The sequence below is a fragment of the Nocardia sp. NPDC006630 genome (assembly GCF_040611495.1).
GTDB lineage: Bacteria > Actinomycetota > Actinomycetes > Mycobacteriales > Mycobacteriaceae > Nocardia.
This window is the reverse complement of the sequence record NZ_JBEXOK010000014.1, coordinates 95,714-112,135: the sequence shown is the minus strand read 5'-3', so window position 1 is coordinate 112,135 and position 16,422 is coordinate 95,714. Positions and strand designations below refer to the sequence as shown.

Annotated in this window: 23 protein-coding genes; 12 read left to right on the top strand and 11 right to left on the bottom strand. The window is 66.2% G+C overall.

All coding sequences use genetic code 11. From position 1 onward, the window contains the following. Positions 1-50: 50 nt before the first annotated feature. Both ABZX86_RS35070 and ABZX86_RS35065 read left to right on the top strand, forming a co-directional pair. A complete protein-coding gene (locus tag ABZX86_RS35070) occupies positions 51-812 on the top strand; it encodes a siderophore-interacting protein (protein ID WP_355129914.1) in 762 nt (253 codons plus the stop codon). A 158-nt stretch (positions 813-970) separates the two neighbouring features. After that, a complete protein-coding gene (locus ABZX86_RS35065) occupies positions 971-1,348 on the top strand; it encodes a hypothetical protein (RefSeq protein WP_355129912.1) in 378 nt (125 codons plus the stop codon). A gap of 228 nt (positions 1,349-1,576) precedes the next feature. On the opposite strand, the gene ABZX86_RS35060 is transcribed toward ABZX86_RS35065, so the two are convergent. Continuing rightward, positions 1,577-2,092 carry a DUF1990 domain-containing protein gene (locus tag ABZX86_RS35060; RefSeq protein WP_355129910.1) on the bottom strand — a complete coding sequence of 172 codons (516 nt, stop codon included), beginning with the start codon at positions 2,090-2,092 and terminating at the stop codon, positions 1,577-1,579. A gap of 59 nt (positions 2,093-2,151) precedes the next feature. Further along, positions 2,152-2,673 (bottom strand): M23 family metallopeptidase, encoded by a 522-nt coding sequence (locus ABZX86_RS35055; protein WP_355129908.1) that lies wholly within the window; start codon positions 2,671-2,673, stop codon positions 2,152-2,154. 138 nt (positions 2,674-2,811) lie between these two features. Between ABZX86_RS35055 and ABZX86_RS35050 the strand changes: the two genes are divergently transcribed. The 4 genes from ABZX86_RS35050 to tsf all read left to right on the top strand — a co-directional run bounded on the left by ABZX86_RS35050 (position 2,812) and on the right by tsf (position 5,603). After that, positions 2,812-3,246: a DUF202 domain-containing protein gene (locus ABZX86_RS35050; protein WP_355129906.1), complete on the top strand. Its 435-nt coding sequence runs from the start codon at positions 2,812-2,814 to the stop codon at positions 3,244-3,246. Next, positions 3,243-3,572 carry a DUF202 domain-containing protein gene (locus tag ABZX86_RS35045; protein ID WP_355129904.1) on the top strand — a complete coding sequence of 110 codons (330 nt, stop codon included), beginning with the start codon at positions 3,243-3,245 and terminating at the stop codon, positions 3,570-3,572. Before ABZX86_RS35050 ends, ABZX86_RS35045 begins: the two co-directional genes overlap by 4 nt. A 223-nt stretch (positions 3,573-3,795) precedes the next feature. Then, a complete protein-coding gene (gene rpsB / locus ABZX86_RS35040) occupies positions 3,796-4,677 on the top strand; it encodes a 30S ribosomal protein S2 (protein ID WP_327144814.1) in 882 nt (293 codons plus the stop codon). 101 nt (positions 4,678-4,778) lie between these two features. Then, on the top strand, positions 4,779-5,603 hold the full coding sequence (gene tsf, locus ABZX86_RS35035) for a translation elongation factor Ts (RefSeq protein WP_327144815.1): 825 nt from the start codon (positions 4,779-4,781) through the stop codon (positions 5,601-5,603). A gap of 85 nt (positions 5,604-5,688) precedes the next feature. Here the strand turns inward: tsf and ABZX86_RS35030 are convergent, their stop codons facing one another. From ABZX86_RS35030 to ABZX86_RS35015, 4 genes are all read right to left on the bottom strand, one after another. Then, the gene (locus ABZX86_RS35030; protein WP_355129902.1) at positions 5,689-5,979 is read right to left on the bottom strand and encodes a hypothetical protein; all 291 of its coding nucleotides are present in this window, start codon (positions 5,977-5,979) and stop codon (positions 5,689-5,691) included. 92 nt (positions 5,980-6,071) lie between these two features. Further along, positions 6,072-6,422: a hypothetical protein gene (locus ABZX86_RS35025; protein ID WP_355129900.1), complete on the bottom strand. Its 351-nt coding sequence runs from the start codon at positions 6,420-6,422 to the stop codon at positions 6,072-6,074. Positions 6,423-6,505: 83 nt separating this feature from the next. After that, positions 6,506-6,760, bottom strand: a complete 255-nt coding sequence (locus ABZX86_RS35020; protein ID WP_355129898.1) for a hypothetical protein — start codon at positions 6,758-6,760, stop codon at positions 6,506-6,508. Between the two features lie 8 nt (positions 6,761-6,768). Further along, the gene (locus tag ABZX86_RS35015) at positions 6,769-7,041 is read right to left on the bottom strand and encodes a hypothetical protein (protein ID WP_355129896.1); all 273 of its coding nucleotides are present in this window, start codon (positions 7,039-7,041) and stop codon (positions 6,769-6,771) included. A 352-nt stretch (positions 7,042-7,393) separates the two neighbouring features. Between ABZX86_RS35015 and pyrH the strand changes: the two genes are divergently transcribed. The 4 genes from pyrH (at position 7,394) to ABZX86_RS34995 (ending at position 10,120) form a co-directional block, all read left to right on the top strand. Next, on the top strand, positions 7,394-8,128 hold the full coding sequence (gene pyrH / locus ABZX86_RS35010) for a UMP kinase (RefSeq protein ID WP_327144820.1): 735 nt from the start codon (positions 7,394-7,396) through the stop codon (positions 8,126-8,128). A 37-nt stretch (positions 8,129-8,165) separates the two neighbouring features. Beyond that, the gene (frr, locus tag ABZX86_RS35005) at positions 8,166-8,723 is read left to right on the top strand and encodes a ribosome recycling factor (RefSeq protein WP_355129894.1); all 558 of its coding nucleotides are present in this window, start codon (positions 8,166-8,168) and stop codon (positions 8,721-8,723) included. A 145-nt stretch (positions 8,724-8,868) separates the two neighbouring features. Next, positions 8,869-9,768, top strand: a complete 900-nt coding sequence (locus ABZX86_RS35000; protein WP_355130017.1) for a phosphatidate cytidylyltransferase — start codon at positions 8,869-8,871, stop codon at positions 9,766-9,768. 223 nt (positions 9,769-9,991) lie between these two features. Further along, positions 9,992-10,120 carry a hypothetical protein gene (locus tag ABZX86_RS34995; RefSeq protein ID WP_355129892.1) on the top strand — a complete coding sequence of 43 codons (129 nt, stop codon included), beginning with the start codon at positions 9,992-9,994 and terminating at the stop codon, positions 10,118-10,120. Here the strand turns inward: ABZX86_RS34995 and ABZX86_RS34990 are convergent. Beyond that, positions 10,117-10,428, bottom strand: a complete 312-nt coding sequence (locus tag ABZX86_RS34990) for a lipopolysaccharide assembly protein LapA domain-containing protein (protein ID WP_355129890.1) — start codon at positions 10,426-10,428, stop codon at positions 10,117-10,119. The two genes, ABZX86_RS34995 and ABZX86_RS34990, sit on opposite strands and share 4 nt — an antisense overlap. Before the next feature lie 175 nt (positions 10,429-10,603). On the opposite strand from ABZX86_RS34990, the gene rlmN reads away from it, so the two are divergent. Then, positions 10,604-11,716, top strand: coding sequence for a 23S rRNA (adenine(2503)-C(2))-methyltransferase RlmN (gene rlmN, locus ABZX86_RS34985; RefSeq protein WP_327144824.1), 1,113 nt, complete (start codon positions 10,604-10,606; stop codon positions 11,714-11,716). Positions 11,717-11,738: 22 nt separating this feature from the next. Here rlmN and ABZX86_RS34980 read toward each other — a convergent pair whose 3' ends face one another. Beyond that, positions 11,739-12,749, bottom strand: coding sequence for a zinc-dependent alcohol dehydrogenase family protein (locus ABZX86_RS34980; protein WP_355129888.1), 1,011 nt, complete (start codon positions 12,747-12,749; stop codon positions 11,739-11,741). A gap of 95 nt (positions 12,750-12,844) precedes the next feature. Between ABZX86_RS34980 and ABZX86_RS34975 the strand changes: the two genes are divergently transcribed. Next, positions 12,845-13,768: an AraC family transcriptional regulator gene (locus ABZX86_RS34975; protein WP_355129886.1), complete on the top strand. Its 924-nt coding sequence runs from the start codon at positions 12,845-12,847 to the stop codon at positions 13,766-13,768. Between the two features lie 202 nt (positions 13,769-13,970). Here the strand turns inward: ABZX86_RS34975 and ABZX86_RS34970 are convergent, their stop codons facing one another. Genes ABZX86_RS34970 through ABZX86_RS34960 form a run of 3 tightly spaced genes read right to left on the bottom strand, consistent with a single transcriptional unit; the run spans position 13,971 to position 16,371 of the window. Further along, entirely contained in the window at positions 13,971-14,756 is a 786-nt protein-coding gene (locus ABZX86_RS34970) for an alpha/beta hydrolase (protein ID WP_355129884.1), read from the bottom strand. Positions 14,757-14,815: 59 nt separating this feature from the next. Next, positions 14,816-16,054, bottom strand: coding sequence for an RNA polymerase sigma factor (locus ABZX86_RS34965; RefSeq protein WP_355129882.1), 1,239 nt, complete (start codon positions 16,052-16,054; stop codon positions 14,816-14,818). Beyond that, positions 16,051-16,371, bottom strand: coding sequence for a YciI family protein (locus ABZX86_RS34960; protein ID WP_355129880.1), 321 nt, complete (start codon positions 16,369-16,371; stop codon positions 16,051-16,053). Before ABZX86_RS34960 ends, ABZX86_RS34965 begins: the two co-directional genes overlap by 4 nt. Positions 16,372-16,422 lie beyond the last annotated feature (51 nt).

Genomic DNA, 16,422 nt, shown 5'->3' with positions numbered 1-16,422 from the left:
GACAATCATGCTACGGTCTATTAGGTAACCCTAATTATGGAGGTGCCCCCTTGGCTCGCGCCCGCACAACTTTTGTGGTTCAGAACACCATCCGTCTGACCGACCACCTCATTCGTGTCCATCTGGGCGGCCCCGGCTTCACGTCGTTCCAGCCCAATGGCTTCACCGACGCCTACGTCAAACTCGCCTTCCCCGGCGCGGACGGCGAGACCATGCGCACCTACACCGTGCGTTCGGTCGATACCGCCGCCGCGGAGATCGCCATCGATTTCGTGTACCACGGCGATGAGGGCGTCGCCGGTCCCTGGGCCGCGGCCGCGGAGCCCGGCGACACCATCGACCTGCTCGGTCCCGGTGGCGCGTACGCGCCCCGCGCCGACGCCGACTGGCATCTGCTCGCCGGTGACGACTCCGCCCTGCCCGCCATCGCAGCGGCCTCCGAGGCACTGCCCTCCGATGCGGTCGGCCGCATATTCGTCGAGGTCGACGGTCCCGCAGACGAACTCGCCTTCGTACACCCCGAGGGTGTGACCCTCACCTGGGTGCACCGCGAGGGCGCGGACCCCGGCGTGCGTCTGGCCGCGGCCGTGCGTGCTGAGTCCTGGCTCGACGGCCAGGCCCAGGTCTTCATCCACGGTGAAGCCCAGGCCGTCATGCACGACCTGCGCCCGTATGTGCGCAAGGAGCACGGCGTGACCGCCGAGTGGGCATCGATCTCCGGCTATTGGCGGCGCGGCCGCACCGAAGAGGGCTTCCGCCGCTGGAAGTCCGAGCTCGCCGAGAGCGAGAAGTCCGCTACCGCAGCGGTATAGCGCGCTCGCCGGGCGCATGAGGGTTCTCCTGGTCGATGCGGTGGTCGAAAGTCCGCCGCATCGACCAGTCGCTCGCCGCAACCGCCGGCGTTAAACGGACGCAACCGCGAGCGTTGAATGATCGACGCGTGCCGCACTCGGCCGTAGCGTCTTCGATCATGATGACCGAACAACCCGCAGGTCCCAAGCCCCTGCGCGAGCGTCTCCGCGCCGCCCTGACCACCGCCATGAAGGCTCGCGACAAAACCGCCACGGCAGCTCTGCGTTCCGCCCTCGGCGCCATCGACAATGCCGAAGCGGTCGACAGTTCGGATGTCCGCGCAGGCGCAATCGAAACCAGCGCAGTCGGAGTGGGCGCCGCCGAGCGTCCCCGTCGCGATCTCACCGAATCCGATATCGAAGCGATAGTCCGCACCGAAATCGACGAACGCCTCACCGCCGCAAAAGAATACGAATCCCTGACAGGCGGCGCAGACCGGGCGACAGCATTGCGAGCCGAAGCCGCCGCCCTGGCGACACACCTCGACAACGGCTGACTGGGCTCCTTCGCCATTGACCGCAACGGAATCGGACGGGTGACCCGAGTTGGTATCCGAGGTCGACGCAGTACCGCCGCCCCCAGCGATAACCGTACGGCTGATAACCGTACGGAGGTTGTCCCGGCGCCTGCGCTGGTGAGGCGCAGCACCAATCACCATGCGCCGCAGCCCGAACCGGCCGCGTGTGAGGGCTGATGATCGGTCGCAGGTTCCCTGGCGGACTTCTCAGCGCGGCTGGATGGTGGCGATGTAGCGCGCTGCGAACCAGTGCTGGATGAGCCGGACCACCGGTCCGCCGAGCCGGGTGTACCAGGCGCCAGGGCGGGAGAATGCGGCGACGATGCCGTAGACCGATTCGTCGGCCGGATCGTATTCGACGACGAACAGCTCCTCTCCGCTCTCGGGATGGCCGGGCAGCGTGCCGTAGGCGAAGCCGCGCCGGTTCGGCTCGTCCAGGACGTACACCACCCGGCAGGGGGCGCTGATGCCGAGCGGGCCGAGGCCGAGGCGGACGGTCAGTTCGGTGCCGGGCTCGGCGTTCGGGGTGGTGGCCTGCTCGAAGATGCCGGTGACCCGCTGCATGCGGTACGCCAGGATCTGGATCCCCGCCTCCTCGAACAGCGCACGGCCGGAACCGATTCGGCGGCGTATCCGGAAGTGGTGATACCCCGGCGGGAACTCACCCCTGGTGGCTCCGGCATCGGCGTAGGTGAACGGGACCGTTGCGGGGTTCTGCGGCATACCCTCATCCTGACCGCCCGCCCCGGCCTCGGATAGAGGCAGGCCCGGTGCGGCTCGTCTCAGCCGGCCCCGGGTAGCGACTGCGATGCCAGCGGCCGGAGCCGAATGGGCCCGTGCCGAACCAGTCCGAGCGGATCGAGATAGTCGTGCCCGCGCCGCAGACCCCAGTGCAGACACGCGCTGACGGGGCACCGGTCATGGCCGGATTGCAGCTCGCCGATCGGCATGCCACGAATTACCCTGCGCCCCAATGGAAGCGATGACTTCACCGGTTCGTAGGTGGTGCGCAGCCCGCCGGTGTGGTCGATCGACAGCACGGGTTTGCCCGCTACGATCCCCGCGAACGCGACCGTCCCGTCGCCCGCCGCCAGCACCTGCTGCCCGGGACTGCCGCCCAGATCCACGCCGCGATGCCCGGGCAACCAGTCCCGTTCGGGTTTGTCGAATGCCCGCACCACCACCGGTCGCGGCCGTAGCGGCCAGTCGAACCCGCTGATCGGCGCGGCAGCACCCGGTGCGGCCAGACACTGCGGTGTGAGCAGGACCAACCAGCCGAGGACGATCGACACGATCAGGCGCATACCTTCACTGTGCGCCCCGGCAAACTCGTCCGGGCTACCGTGAATGCGAATTGTGGATAGCCGCACGGAGTGTGAATACCGTGTGGTTGAGAAGGGCCGTACCAGCTGCCGCACACGCGCAGACGAAGGAGAAATCGAATGGGCTCCGCCGAGCCGTCCGGCAGCGCCGCCGATTCGGAGACGGCCGCGGTCGAACACCGGATCGCCGCGACCGAAGCGCAGATCGAAGGGCTCATCGAAGCAGAGGATCAGGAGCTCGACTACCGCTTCACCCTCGCCAACGAGCGCACCTTCCTGGCCTGGATTCGCACCGCCCTGGGCCTGCTCGCCGGCGGTGTCGCGGTCCATGAACTGGTGAAACCCTTCCGCCACCACGGTGTTCGCTCCGCGGTCGCGCTGAGTTGCATCGTGCTGGCAGGCGTAGTCGCGCTCGGCGCCTACGGCCGCTGGCGGCATGTGCAGGAGTCCATGCAGCGCGGTGACAAACTCCCGCGCACGCTCATGGTTCCGATTCTGGCCGGTGGCATCGCGGTCATCGCGGTACTCGCGGGCATCGGCCTGCTGCTGTCGTGACCAGCCCGGAGGCCGGTCTCGCGGCCGAGCGCACCGCGCTGGCGTGGCGCCGGACGGCGATCTCGGCGATGGCGAACGCGGTGCTGTTCCTCAGGGCCGCGTACAGCAGTGATTGGCCTCCGGTCTCGGTGGCCGCACTCATGGCGACCATCGCATTGCTGGTGGTCACGGCGGTGTGCGTACAGCGTGGCCGGGTGCTGCATTCACATCGCAAGGGGGCGTGGAGCCGGGGCTATCGCGGCATTACCGCGGTGGCGGTCGCCGTCGCCGTCGTGGCGGTCGTGGCACTGGTGCTATCGATCGAATACGCGGTCACGCAGCGGTGACTATGCCCAGGTCGGAAGCCTGCGGACAGGGCGATTTCGGTCTCGGATAACAACACCGTAAACTGATCGAGCGGTTTGCTTGACTGCAGACCGACTTCGCGCGCCCACATCGAGGGTCGTCGGCTGGTCCCCCTGGTTTTTGCGGAGGGTCCGGCGGCCGTGGGCGCCAGGGCAGAGGTCGCCGACCTTTGCGTCAACCAGCAATTGAAAGGGTTACGTAGCCATGCCTGTCGTAACAATGAGGCAGCTGCTCGACAGCGGCGCGCACTTCGGTCATCAGACCCGTCGTTGGAACCCGAAGATGAAGCGTTTCATCTTCACCGACCGCAACGGCATCTACATCATCGATCTGCAGCAGACGCTGACCTACATCGATAAGGCCTACGAGTTCGTCAAGGAGACTGTCGCCCACGGTGGCACCGTCCTCTTCGTCGGTACCAAGAAGCAGGCCCAGGAATCGATCGCGGCCGAGGCCACTCGCGTCGGCATGCCGTACGTCAACCAGCGTTGGCTCGGTGGCATGCTCACCAACTTCGGCACCGTGCACAAGCGCCTTCAGCGTATGAAGGAGCTCGAGGCCATGGAGCAGACCGGTGGCTTCGAGGGTCGCACCAAGAAGGAAATCCTCATGCTCACGCGTGAGAAGAACAAGCTCGAGCGCACCCTCGGCGGCATCCGGGACATGGCCAAGGTTCCCTCGGCCATCTGGGTCGTCGACACCAACAAGGAGCACATCGCCGTCGGCGAGGCTCGCAAGCTGAACATCCCGGTCATCGCGATCCTGGATACCAACTGCGATCCCGACCTGGTCGACTACCCGATCCCGGGTAACGACGATGCCATCCGCTCGGCCGCGCTGCTGACCCGCGTTGTCGCTTCCGCCGTTGCCGAAGGTGTGCAGGCCCGTGCCGCGCGCGCCGGTGGCGACTCCAAGCCGGAAGCCGGCGCTGCCGGCGAGCCGCTCGCCGAGTGGGAGCAGGAGCTGCTGTCTTCGGCTACTCCGGCTGCCGAGGCCACCGAGGCTGTTGCCGAGGCGCCCGTCGAGACCGCGGCCGAGGCCGCTGTGGCCGAGGTTCCCCCGGCTGCCACCCCGGCCGACTTCTGAGTCGCGACAACGAAGTTCGTTCACTCTGCCGCCCCTTCCTGTTAGGAAGCGGGCGGCAAGGTGTGACCACCACATTCCCACACTGAGGAGGCTCGCCCGACATGGCGAACTACACCGCCGCTGACGTGAAGAAGCTTCGCGACCTCACCGGCTCCGGCATGATGGACTGCAAGCGGGCGCTCGAGGAGACCGACGGCGACTTCGAGAAGTCAGTCGAAATCCTGCGTATCAAGGGTGCCAAGGACGTCGGCAAGCGCGCTGAGCGCTCGACGGCCGAGGGCCTGGTTGCCTCGCAGGACGGCGTCCTGATCGAGATCAACTCCGAGACCGACTTCGTCGCCAAGAACGCGGAGTTCCAGGAGCTGGCCAACAGCATCGTCGCGGCTGCCGCCAAGACGCGCCCGGCCGACCTGGATGCGCTCAAGGCTGTCGACCTGGGCGGCAAGACCGCCGACCAGGCCGTGCAGGAGCTGGCCGCCCGTATCGGCGAGAAGCTCGAGCTGCGTCGCGCCGTCGCTTTCGACGGCCCGGTCGCGACCTACCTGCACAAGCGCGCCACCGACCTGCCGCCCGCCGTCGGCGTGCTGGTCCAGTACACCGGTGACAGCGAAGCTGCCGCCGAGGCCGCCCGCGCCGCCGCCATGCAGGTCGCCGCGCTCAAGGCCAAGTACGTCACCCGCGACCAGGTCCCCGCCGACCTCGTCGAGAAGGAGCGTTCGATCGCCGAGGCGACCGCGCGCGAAGAGGGCAAGCCCGAGGCCGCCCTCGCCAAGATCACCGAAGGCCGCGTCAACGGCTTCTACAAGGACGTTGTCCTGCTGGAGCAGTCGTCGGTCACCGACAGCAAGAAGACCGTGAAGCAGCAGCTCGACGAGGCCGGTGCCACCATCACCGCCTTCGCTCGCTTCGAGGTCGGCCAGGCCTGATCGCCTGACACACCCCAAAGGGCCTCTTGCTCATCGATATTCGATGAGCAAGAGGCCCTTGTTGTGGTGATGGGTGGGCACGTTCTCAGGCCGGGCCGCCGGAGGCGGTCTCGCAACCATCGTTCCCGGTCAGCGCCACTACGAGGTTGCAATACAACGCGAAGATGTTGTTGCCGATGCTCGAGCCCGTCTCGGCGCTGGAGGTGATGGCCGGCGGGAAGGGGGAAGTGGTGCCGCCCTGGGGGGTGTTGGAGCCAGTGGCGGAACTGGTCGAGGGGAGATCCGCGGCGGCGGTGCCTGCCCCGGCGGCGAGCACGGAGGTGAGCGCCAGAGCAGTGAATCCGGCGCGGATGGCCCTGCGGGATGGAGATGTCATGCCTGGTGACATTATCTGAAACGCTTTCATTTCAACTTGTTTCAGTGTCTTTGGTGCCGTCTGCGTTCCGCGGGGCCGGCAACGGAGTCCCGTCACCCACCCGGCATATTGCCGCAGTTCGGGCTCGCGCAGCCCCCGCTGCCGACGGCATCGATGATGGGCAGGATGAGCGCCCGGACCAGCGCACCCAGCGGGGTGGGGGCGGCGGCGGCGCTCAGCGGGCTCAGATCGGGGAGACCGGCGGCCTGTTCTGCGGCGCTGAGTGTGAAGAGCGCTTCGGCCGAGCCGGTGGCCGAACCGCTGGCCGAGCTGGTGCTTGCCGGTGTTGTGTCAACGGGTGCGGCCTGGAGCGGAATTTCCGCGGTTGCCGGACCTGCCGCAGCTGTCAGCGCGGCGAGGGCGAGCCCGGCAACGGCCCCGCGAATCCGATGAGTGGAGTTCATGAGCCTGAACATTAGTGAAACGTATACGTTTAGCATTCCGTTTCGGAAAGACTCATGAACTTGATCGCGGGTGTCCGGCTGCTTCAGCCGATTCCTCCGCAGACGATCGCCCACGGCGGGCAGCTGGAGCTGCCGGAGCCGAGGTAGGTCGCGAGCCGGTCGAGAAAGTAACTGCCGCTGCCGCTACTGCTCCCGGATCCGGTGGAGCCACTGGAGGTTTCGGTGCCGATGTGCCGGGCGGGGGTTTCGGCGGTGGCCTGGCCGGTGCTGGTTGCGAGGGCTGCGGTGAGCGCTAGCGTTGCGAATCCGATTCGCAGGGAAGGCATTTGGGTGGTCATGAATCGTCCTAGTGGGTGCCGGCGTTTGCGGAACCCGTTACGCAGAAATTGCTTCCGCTCGCGGAGGTGATGCCGCACACGATCGGGGCGATGATTTCGAGGAGGGGGAGCACGAATGTGCCGGCACTCGAGCCCGACTGGCTCACGCCGGAACCGCTGCCGTCGATCGCGGTGGCTGCGGGAGTCTCGGCGGTGGCGGCGCCCGCCCCGGCGATGAGCGCCGAGATGAGTGTAAGGGTGGCGAATCCGGTGCGAATGGCCCGGTGGGACAGGGGTTTCATGGCCGGACCATAGTTGAAATGCCTTCCTTTCAACTGGGTATCTCTGCCCTGACTTCTGGGGTCACCGGGGGCCGTTCGTGTTGCTGCCGATTCACCGGACGGTGTCCTCGGTGCGGCGGTCGTAGGCTCCTGCGAGTGTCCAGCCGTGGCCTGGAGTTGTTTTCGTACTGTTGCCCCGCGTGCAGCACGCGCCGAATATCTCGAATTCGGGCACCGTATAGAGGGTCGCCGCATCGTCGTGACCGCCCGTGGTGCAGGATAGAACCCAGTTTGTTGCCGTCCCGTGTGATGCATGCGCCGGGGTGGCCTTTTCATGTGCGTGGCTGCGCGACTGCCGAGGACAAGGAGACCGATGACGGACCCCGATACGGCCCCCGACCGCAAGGGCTATCGCCGAGTGCTCCTCAAGCTGGGCGGCGAGATGTTCGGCGGTGGCCGGGTCGGTCTCGACCCGGATGTGGTGCAGGCGGTCGCCGAGCAGATCGCGGAGGTCGTCGAGGACGGTGTCCAGGTGGCCGTGGTCATCGGCGGCGGCAATTTCTTCCGTGGCGCCGAGCTCGAGGAGCGCGGTATGGAACGCGCCCGCTCCGATTACATGGGCATGCTCGGAACCGTGATGAACAGCCTTGCGCTGCAAGACTTTCTGCAGAAGCAGGGCATCGACACCCGGGTGCAGACCGCCATCACCATGGGCCAGGTCGCCGAACCGTATCTCCCGTTGCGCGCCAAGCGGCATCTGGAGAAGGGCCGGGTCGTGATTTTCGGCGCCGGCATGGGCATGCCGTACTTCTCCACCGACACCACGGCCGCGCAGCGCGCGCTGGAGATCGGTGCGGAGGTCGTGCTGATGGCCAAGGGCGTCGACGGTGTCTTCAATGCGGACCCGCGCGAGGACCCGGACGCCGTGATGTTCACCGAGATCACGCATAAAGAGGTCCTGGAACGTGGCCTGAAGGTGGCCGACGCCACCGCGTTCAGCCTGTGTATGGACAACCAGATGCCGATGCTGGTGTTCAATTTGTTGACGAAGGGCAATATTGCCCGTGCCGTCGCCGGTGAGAAGATCGGCACGCTGGTCCGTTCGTGACCAGTGGAAAGAACGATGACGCTGTGGAGGAAACGCCGTGATTGAAGAAGCGCTCTTCGACGCCGAGGAAAAGATGGAGAAGGCAGTCTCGGTGGCGAAGGACGATCTGGGTTCCATTCGGACCGGTCGCGCGAATCCGGGCATGTTCTCCCGGGTTGTCGTGGACTACTACGGGTCGCCCACGCCTATCACCCAGATCGCCGGAATCAGCACGCCCGAGCCGCGCATGCTGATCATCAAGCCGTACGAGCAGAGCCAGTTGCAGCCGATCGAGACCGCGATCCGCAATTCGGATCTGGGTGTGAACCCGACCAATAATGGCGACATCATCCGCGTGTCCGTCCCGCAGCTGACCGAGGAGCGGCGCCGCGAGATGGTCAAGCAGGCCAAGTCCAAGGGTGAGGACGCCAAGATCTCCATCCGCAATGTGCGGCGTAAGACCATGGAAGAGCTCGGCCGCATCCAGAAGGACGGTGAGGCCGGCGAGGACGAGGTCGGTCGCGCCGAGAAGGAACTGGACAAGACCACCGCGCGGTACGTCAGCTCCATCGACGAACTGGTGAAGCACAAGGAATCTGAGCTGCTCGAGGTCTGAGTCGCTCGAATCTGACACGGACGGCCGGCACTGCCGGCCGGGGGTAGGGACGAACGGACGACAAGTGAGCGACAGGACAATCGTGGCCGAAGAAACTGCCGCCTCCGGCGCGGTGACGCCGCCCGGCGAGGACACCGCGGGGGCGGTGCCGTCACCTCCCGAGTGGGTTCCGCCGGCTCCCGAGCCGGAGTCTCCGGCGGCAGAACAGTCGGCTCCGGCCGCGCCCGCCTCGAAGGCCGGGCGCAATCTGCCTGCCGCACTGGCGGTCGGCATGGGTCTGGGCCTGTCGCTCATCGCGATCCTGCTGTTCGCGCCCAAGGTGCTCATCGGCGTGATCGCCGCGGCCATCGCGGTCGCCACCTGGGAGGTGGCCAAGCGACTGCGTGAGGCCGATGTCCTGGTGCCGCGGATTCCGCTGCTGGCGGGTGGTCAGGCGATCGTCTGGCTGGCGTGGCCGTGGGGTCCGCAGGGCGTGCTCGGGGCCTTCGGCGCGACGGCGCTGGCGATCATGGTGTGGCGGCTGTTCGATCACGGTCTGCGGGCGACGCCCCGAAACTATCTGCGCGACACCGCGATCAGCGTTTTCGTACTGGCCTGGATCCCACTGCTGGCGTCCTTCGCGGTGCTGATGCTGCAGCAGGACGACGGCAATCTGCGGGTGCTGACCTTCATGATTCTGGTGGTCTGCTCGGATGTCGGCGGTTATGTCGCCGGTGTGCTTTTCGGTAAGCATCCGATGGTTCCGCACATCAGCCCGAAGAAGTCCTGGGAGGGTTTCGGCGGTTCGCTGGTCTTCTGCGTCATCGGCGGCCTGCTGACCGTGACCCTGCTGCTGCAGGCCAATTCGATGATCGGTGTGCTGCTCGGTGTCGGCCTGGTGCTGATCGCCACCACCGGCGACCTCATCGAATCCCAGGTCAAGCGCGAACTCGGCATCAAGGACATGGGCACCCTGCTCCCCGGCCACGGCGGCATCATGGATCGCCTGGACTCCATGCTCCCCTCCGCCTTCGTAGCCTGGCTGGTGCTGACCGCCCTGCTCTGACCTGCTGCGGTTCACGAAACATCAAGTGCGGCGCCGTAAATCCGCGCCACTTCGATGCTGATCACCACCCGCCCCTCGGCCCGCTGCTCGGCCCGTCTGAGCCGCGCGGCCTTCGCGAAGCGCTTCACTCGGAGTACGCCTTCGGCAAAGCCTTCACACGTGAATACGGCACCGCGCCCGGCCGCTACCGCAAGACGGGGGCCGATCTGCTGGTGGCCGGCGTGTGACCGCGCCGGGTGCGACGGTCGAGGGGGAGGTGCGCAATCGGGTGACCCGGCTGCCGATGACAGCCGTCGACGAGTTCGGCCGCGAATTCGACCGCATCACCTATCGACGGCCTGTCACCCGCTAGACGTGCTTCTTGGCGGCGCGGCGCAGCTGCAGGATGCGGTAGCCGCCGACCAGCGCTGTGACCAGCGCGCCGGAGATTACCGAGAGCAGGACGAGTACGCCGATGGGCAGGTTCCAGTTCCACCCGAACATGGAGACCTGGGCCTGGTCCAGGTTCTGCAGGATGAAGATCAGCAGGATGATTCCCAGGATGGCGGCGATGACGAGGCCGATCCACGCGTAACCGGCGCGGGTCTTGAGGACGCGCGGGTTCTGGCCTGTGCTGGGGGTCGGTTCCGACCCGGCGGTCGGTACGGCGTCGGTGGTCATTGCTTGATCATTGCCGATTGCTATGACCGGTGCACGCATATAGCCCTTTATCTGAGGTATGTCGTTTGTGCCCGGTATTAACTGGGTCACTGTCGGCGAGCTCACGGTGACTGTGACGAGCGCATCCCACCCCGCACGCCCGAAACAGCGGCTCGGATGGAACACTGGAAGGGTTATGACTGCCACCCCCTTGCCCCTCGTGTTCGACGCCCCTCGCCGTGGCCTGCCGCCGCGGCATCTCGCCGACCTCGATCCGCAGGAACGCCGGGCGGCCGTCGAGGAGCTCGGCCTCCCCAAATTCCGCGCCGATCAGATCGCCCGCCAGTACTACGGCCGCCTGGTGGCCGACCCGGCGCTGATGACCGATCTGCCGGAGGCCATGCGCGCGAAGGTGGGCGAGGCGCTCTTCCCGCCGCTGCTCACCGAGGTCCGCAATGTGGTCTGCGATGACGGCAGCACCCGCAAGACGCTGTGGCGCGCCGGCGACGGCACGCTGCTCGAGAGCGTGCTCATGCGGTACACCGACCGCAATACCCTCTGCATCTCCAGTCAGGCCGGCTGCGGTATGGCCTGCCCGTTCTGCGCGACCGGTCAGGCGGGCCTGACCCGCAATCTGTCGACCGCCGAAATCGTCGACCAGGTGCGCGCCGCCGCGGCCGCCCTGCGTGACGGTGAGGTCGCCGGTGGTCCCGGCCGCCTCTCGAACATCGTCTTCATGGGTATGGGCGAGCCGCTCGCCAATTACAAGCGTGTGGTGAATGCGGTGCGCCGCATCACTTCTCCCGCTCCCGACGGCCTGGGCATCTCCCAGCGCAGCGTGGTGGTCTCCACTGTCGGCCTGGCTCCGGCCATCCGCAAGCTCGCCGACGAGGACATGTCGGTGACCCTCGCGGTCTCCCTGCACACCCCCGACGACGAACTGCGCGACACCCTGGTCCCGGTCAACAACCGCTGGCCGATCGCCGAAGTCCTCGACGCCGCAAGGTATTACGCCGACAAGTCCGGCCGCCGCGTCTCCATCGAGTACGCCCTGATCCGCGATATCAACGATCAGCCCTGGCGCGCCGACCTGCTCGGCAAGAAGCTGCACAAGGCCCTGGGCTCCCGAGTCCACGTCAACCTCATCCCGCTGAACCCGACCCCGGGCAGCAAATGGGACGCCTCCCCGAAACCCGTTGAGCGCGAATTCGTTCGGCGCGTCAACGAACAGGGTGTCCCCTGCACGGTCCGCGATACCCGCGGCCAGGAAATCGCCGCCGCCTGCGGCCAGCTCGCCGCCGAAGGGTAGCGAAGGCCGCTCGAACCGCCGTTCAGTGCTGGACGGTGACGACGATTTTGCCTGCCTGCTGGTTGGATTCGAGGTATCGGTGGGCCTCGACGATTTCGGTGAGGTCGAAGGTCCGATCGATCACCGGCGTGAGTGCGCCGTTGCGCAGCCCGTTTGCGATGAAAGTTTCCGCGCGGCAGGCGCGTTCGGAGTCGGCGTAGACGTGGAAGACCGCGTAGCCGTAGATATTGATCGGCCACCACATCGGAAGCGGAGTGGTGCGGGTGTCGAGTGATCCGTAGACCAGGAAGATGCCGTCGGGTGCGACGGCGCGGGCCAGGTCGGGTAGCCCGGGTCCGGCAATGCCGTCGAAGATGATCCGTGCGCCCTTGCCGTCGGTGAGCGCGCGAATCCGTTCTGCGACATCGCCGTCAGCGCTGGCGATGACATGTTCGGCGCCGGCGCTGCGGAGTCGATCGGCCTTCTCGCCGGTGCGGGTCACGGCAATCGGTGTGGCGCCCAGGTGGCGCGCGATCTGCAGCGCGGCCATGCCGACGCTGCTGGATGCCGCCGTGACGACGACGGTGTCGCCCGCCCGGACCCGCCCGACCTCGACGAGCGCTCCGTAGGCGGTGAACGCCGAGGTCCAGACCGCAGCGCCGGTGATCGCATCGATATGAGCGGGGCGGTGCAGCAATCGATGCGCGCCCACCAGCACACGGTCGGCGTATACGCCGTGTGCCGACATCCCTTCGTCGGTCGGCTTGGCCACGATGCTGACCGTGTCCCCGATTTCGAACCCGATGACACCGGGCCCGGCAGCTTCGATGACCCCGGCGGCTTCATTGCCCAGCCGGGAATCGGGCAGCACGGCGTCGTAGTAGTAACTCCCGGCCCGCAGCAGCGCTTCGCCGCGATTGAGTCCGATGGCGTCGATGCGAACCCGAACCTGCCCCGCGCCGGGTTCGCCGATGTCGAGTTCCGTCAGGCGCAGTACATCCGGGCCGCCGACCTCGTCGAACAGTACGGTTCTGGCCTTCAACAGCGTTTCCATGAGATGACCGTAGATCTGTGCAATCGGATGATAAATGGTCTGCTATCTGAATTTCTTGTCTGATCGTCTGAGCGGCGCAGTGCTAATTTGTCTCTGTGGACGTTCTCAGTGATGTGCTCGCCGTAATGCGGGCGGGCCGGCCGTATACGGGTCGCAGCGTCTGCCGGGCACCGTGGGGTGTGCGTTTTCCCGCCGGCGATGCCGCCTGCTGTCACATTGTTCTGCAGGGTGGCTGCAGCCTCATTCCCGCCGACGGGACGCCGCCGGTGACCCTGGGGGTCGGAGACATCCTGTTCACCGGGCCTCGGCATGCTCATACGCTGGCAGATCGCCCAGGCAGTCCCGCCGTCGAATTCCAGCCGGACCGCGGTAGTGGCTACTCCGTGGTTGAGTTGGACATCCCCGGCCCGGGCGCTGTCACCGAAATGCTTTGTGTCTGCTACACATTCGACCTGGCCCGTCCCCATCCACTGCTGCGAACCCTGCCGCCGCTGATCCATCTGCCGGCCCGCATCGGCGACCATCGCGCGCTCCGGGCCACGGTCGACATGCTCGGCAGTGAACTGCATCGCCCGGGTTCCGGCACCGATGCGATTCTGCCCGCGCTCATCGATATGCTGCTGCTGTATGTGCTGCGCGCATGGCTCGACGAGGACGCCGATCGCACCACCGACGGCTGGGCCACCGCCCTCACCGATCCGGTGATCGCCACCGCGCTGCACCACATCCACCGGCAACCCGAAAATCAGTGGACCGTAGCGGAATTGGCCACTCTTGCCGGAGTCTCCCGCGCGACCTTCGCCAAGCGTTTCACCACCGTCGTCGGCCAACCACCCCTGACGTACCTCACCTGGTGGCGAATGATCACCGCGGCCCGCCTGCTGGACCGCACCGATGACCCGATCCACGCCATAGCTCAACGCTGCGGATACAGCTCCGAATACGCATTCTCCAAATCATTCAAACGTGAATACGGCCTTCCCCCAGGCCAATACCGCCGCCAACAGCAACCCGTGTGAGGGTCCGCAACCACCGACCTGACCTGCGGCCGCTGACCATGCGCCGCGGACGACGCGAAGTGCTTGTGTAACAGTGACGTCGAGCCTGGTTTGGCCGGCGAATTGGGCGTGCTATTGGGATTCGGTTGGTGCAGTGGCGAATTGCCATGGTTGCGCAGGCTTGTTCGTGGGGCCGTGACGGTACGCGTGAACAGACCGATGGTCAATGTCGTTGCAGGAATCGGTCTTTCAGCTCGAGCGACACGACTGCGGGAACGATGTCGTGGTTCTGCCCGGGGAGGACTTGCACGCGGAAGGCCGCATTCGCCGAGGCGATCGCCGCTGCGGAATCATGCAGCATCGGCGGACTCTGCTCGCCCACCAGCACAACCGTCGGCACCGATACCGCTGCCGCCGAATCGGCCGGTTGTATTGCCCCGCCGAGGATGGTCATCTCGTAGACCAGCGTGTGCGCCATCGCTTCCAATGCCGGCCGGAACGGTGCATTACGCATCTGGGAGACAATAGATTCCGGTATTCCGATGATGTCGGTCTGGAAGTACTCTACCGCCGTGCCACGCTCTCCCGCGGTGACCAGGCGATCCAGCTGCTCGGCGAAAGGCTGGTCCGTACGTACCGGCGGCGGCTCATAGAGCGCGAGACCGCCCGCCGGAGTTCCGGCGGCCACCGCTGCCAGCGCGAGCACCGCTCCGGAGGAGTAGCCGAAAATCACAGGTGCACTGGAGGTCTGCGCGACAATGGCGGCCAGATCGGCGATTTCGGCATCGACGGAATACTCCGGTGCATCGCCGCTGCCGCCTCGCCCCCGCCGGTCGTAGTTGAATACCGTGAAATACGTGGCCAATTCCTCGGCGAAGGCCTGATGGGTCGATCTGTCATTGAACGCGCCGAGTACGAGCACCAGTGGTGGCCCGTCCCCTCGCCGATCGAAGGCGATGACGGTGCCGTCCGTGGAGACGACCTTGCCGGTATACGGATCTGGACTCATGGCAGAACTCCTAGGTATCGGGTTGTCATACCGACGAACGGAATAGCCCGATAGGGACATCACCGCGAGAGTTCCTCGAGTCGCCGGGTGAGAAATCGGCGCTCGGCATCGGTCGTGACCAATTCCAGTGCTCGTCGATAGCTGATAGCAGCCGCTTCGGATCTCCCGAGTCGGCGCAGCAGATCGGCCCTGGTCGCAGGCAGTAGGTGGTTCTCCGTGAGCGCCTTCTCGCCCTCCAGATCGGCCAATAGCGCGAGACCGGCGTCCGGTCCGTCCGCCATGGCGATCGCGACAACCCGATTGAGCCGGACGATGGGTGAGGGCACCAGCCGGACGAGATGGTCGTACAGCCCGGCGATCTGCGGCCAGTCGGTCTCCGCGGCGGTCGGTGCCGTCGCATGGCAGGCCGCGATCGCCGCCTGCACCCGGTACGGTCCGACCGGCCCGCGCAGCATCGCGCTGTCGAGAATCGCTGTGCCCTCGGCAATCTCGCCCCGATCCCACCTCGATCGATCCTGAAATTCCAGCGAGACCAACTCCCCGGCCTCGTCCACCCGGGTGGTGCGCCGCGCATCGTGCAGCAGCATCAATGCCAGCAGCCCCTGCGCCTCCGGCTCATCGGGCATCAATTCGACCAGCTGTCGTTGCAGCCGAATCGCCTCGGCGCTCAGGCTCTCCCGGATCAGGTCGGCCCCGGTTGTCGCCGAATACCCCTCATTGAAGATCAGATACAGCACCCCGAGCACCGCGGTCGTGCGTTCCGGCAGCAGATGCGCGGGCGGCACCCGGTACGGAATGCCCGCATTCTTGATCTTCGCCCTGGCTCGTACGAGCCGCTTGGACAGCGTCTGCTCCGGCATCAGGAAGGCCCGTGCGATCTGCGCCGTACTCAACCCGGCCAATGTCCGCAGGGTGAGCGCGATCTGCGATTCGAACGCCAGCGCCGGATGACAGCAGGTGAAAATGAGCCGCAGCCGATCATCGCGAATCTCCTCCGCATCGAACAGCTCGCCGCCCGAAGGTGGTGTCAGCACAGCCAACTCCCGTAATTTGGCCCCGCCCACCGTATTCCGGCGCATTCTGTCGATGGCGTGATTGCGTGCCGTCGTGGTCAGCCAGGCCCCCGGCTTACGTGGCACTCCATCCCGCGGCCACACCTGCACGGCGGTGGCGAAGGCCTCCTGCGCAGACTCCTCGGCCAGCTCCCAATCTCCGGTCACCCGAATCAGCGTGGCGACAATATGCCCCCACTCACTACGGAACGCCTCCGCGACCGCATCATCGACCTCGCCGCTCACTGCACCATCAGCGGTCGAACCTCGATCGCCCCCAGCGCCGCCGCCGGATGCCGCGACGCGATATCAATGGCCTCATCCAAATCAGCACACTCGATCAACGCCGCCCCGCCGATCTGATCCTTGGTCTCCGCAAACGGCCCATCCGACAGCAGCACCTCCGCCCCCCGAACCCGCACAGTCGTCGCATCACTGGTCGGCCGCAACCCCGTAACCTCCTGCAACACCCCCCGAGCCCGCATCTCCCGAGCCCACTCCCCACACCCCTGTACGTCCGAAACCTCGGACTCGTCTGTGGCAATCATCAGCAGATACTTCATCGCTCTCCTCCAGCTTCGACAAGCTTTCACCGATACGACGAACGGCCCCGG

Bases quoted from the DNA above. Each gene is read 5' to 3' on its own strand.
- ABZX86_RS35050 (WP_355129906.1), top strand. From the start codon at position 2,812: ATGGGCTCCGCCGAGCCGTCCGGCAGCGCCGCCGATTCGGAGACGGCC.
- ABZX86_RS35055 (WP_355129908.1), bottom strand. From the start codon at position 2,673: ATGCGCCTGATCGTGTCGATCGTCCTCGGCTGGTTGGTCCTGCTCACA.
- ABZX86_RS35065 (WP_355129912.1), top strand. From the start codon at position 971: ATGATGACCGAACAACCCGCAGGTCCCAAGCCCCTGCGCGAGCGTCTC.
- pyrH (WP_327144820.1), top strand. From the start codon at position 7,394: ATGACGGACCCCGATACGGCCCCCGACCGCAAGGGCTATCGCCGAGTG.
- ABZX86_RS34960 (WP_355129880.1), bottom strand. From the start codon at position 16,371: ATGAAGTATCTGCTGATGATTGCCACAGACGAGTCCGAGGTTTCGGAC.
- ABZX86_RS35015 (WP_355129896.1), bottom strand. From the start codon at position 7,041: ATGAAACCCCTGTCCCACCGGGCCATTCGCACCGGATTCGCCACCCTT.
- ABZX86_RS34970 (WP_355129884.1), bottom strand. From the start codon at position 14,756: ATGAGTCCAGATCCGTATACCGGCAAGGTCGTCTCCACGGACGGCACC.
- ABZX86_RS35020 (WP_355129898.1), bottom strand. From the start codon at position 6,760: ATGACCACCCAAATGCCTTCCCTGCGAATCGGATTCGCAACGCTAGCG.
- rlmN (WP_327144824.1), top strand. From the start codon at position 10,604: ATGACTGCCACCCCCTTGCCCCTCGTGTTCGACGCCCCTCGCCGTGGC.
- rpsB (WP_327144814.1), top strand. From the start codon at position 3,796: ATGCCTGTCGTAACAATGAGGCAGCTGCTCGACAGCGGCGCGCACTTC.
- ABZX86_RS35025 (WP_355129900.1), bottom strand. From the start codon at position 6,422: ATGAACTCCACTCATCGGATTCGCGGGGCCGTTGCCGGGCTCGCCCTC.
- ABZX86_RS34980 (WP_355129888.1), bottom strand. From the start codon at position 12,749: ATGGAAACGCTGTTGAAGGCCAGAACCGTACTGTTCGACGAGGTCGGC.
- tsf (WP_327144815.1), top strand. From the start codon at position 4,779: ATGGCGAACTACACCGCCGCTGACGTGAAGAAGCTTCGCGACCTCACC.
- ABZX86_RS34990 (WP_355129890.1), bottom strand. From the start codon at position 10,428: ATGACCACCGACGCCGTACCGACCGCCGGGTCGGAACCGACCCCCAGC.
- ABZX86_RS35030 (WP_355129902.1), bottom strand. From the start codon at position 5,979: ATGACATCTCCATCCCGCAGGGCCATCCGCGCCGGATTCACTGCTCTG.
- ABZX86_RS35060 (WP_355129910.1), bottom strand. From the start codon at position 2,092: ATGCCGCAGAACCCCGCAACGGTCCCGTTCACCTACGCCGATGCCGGA.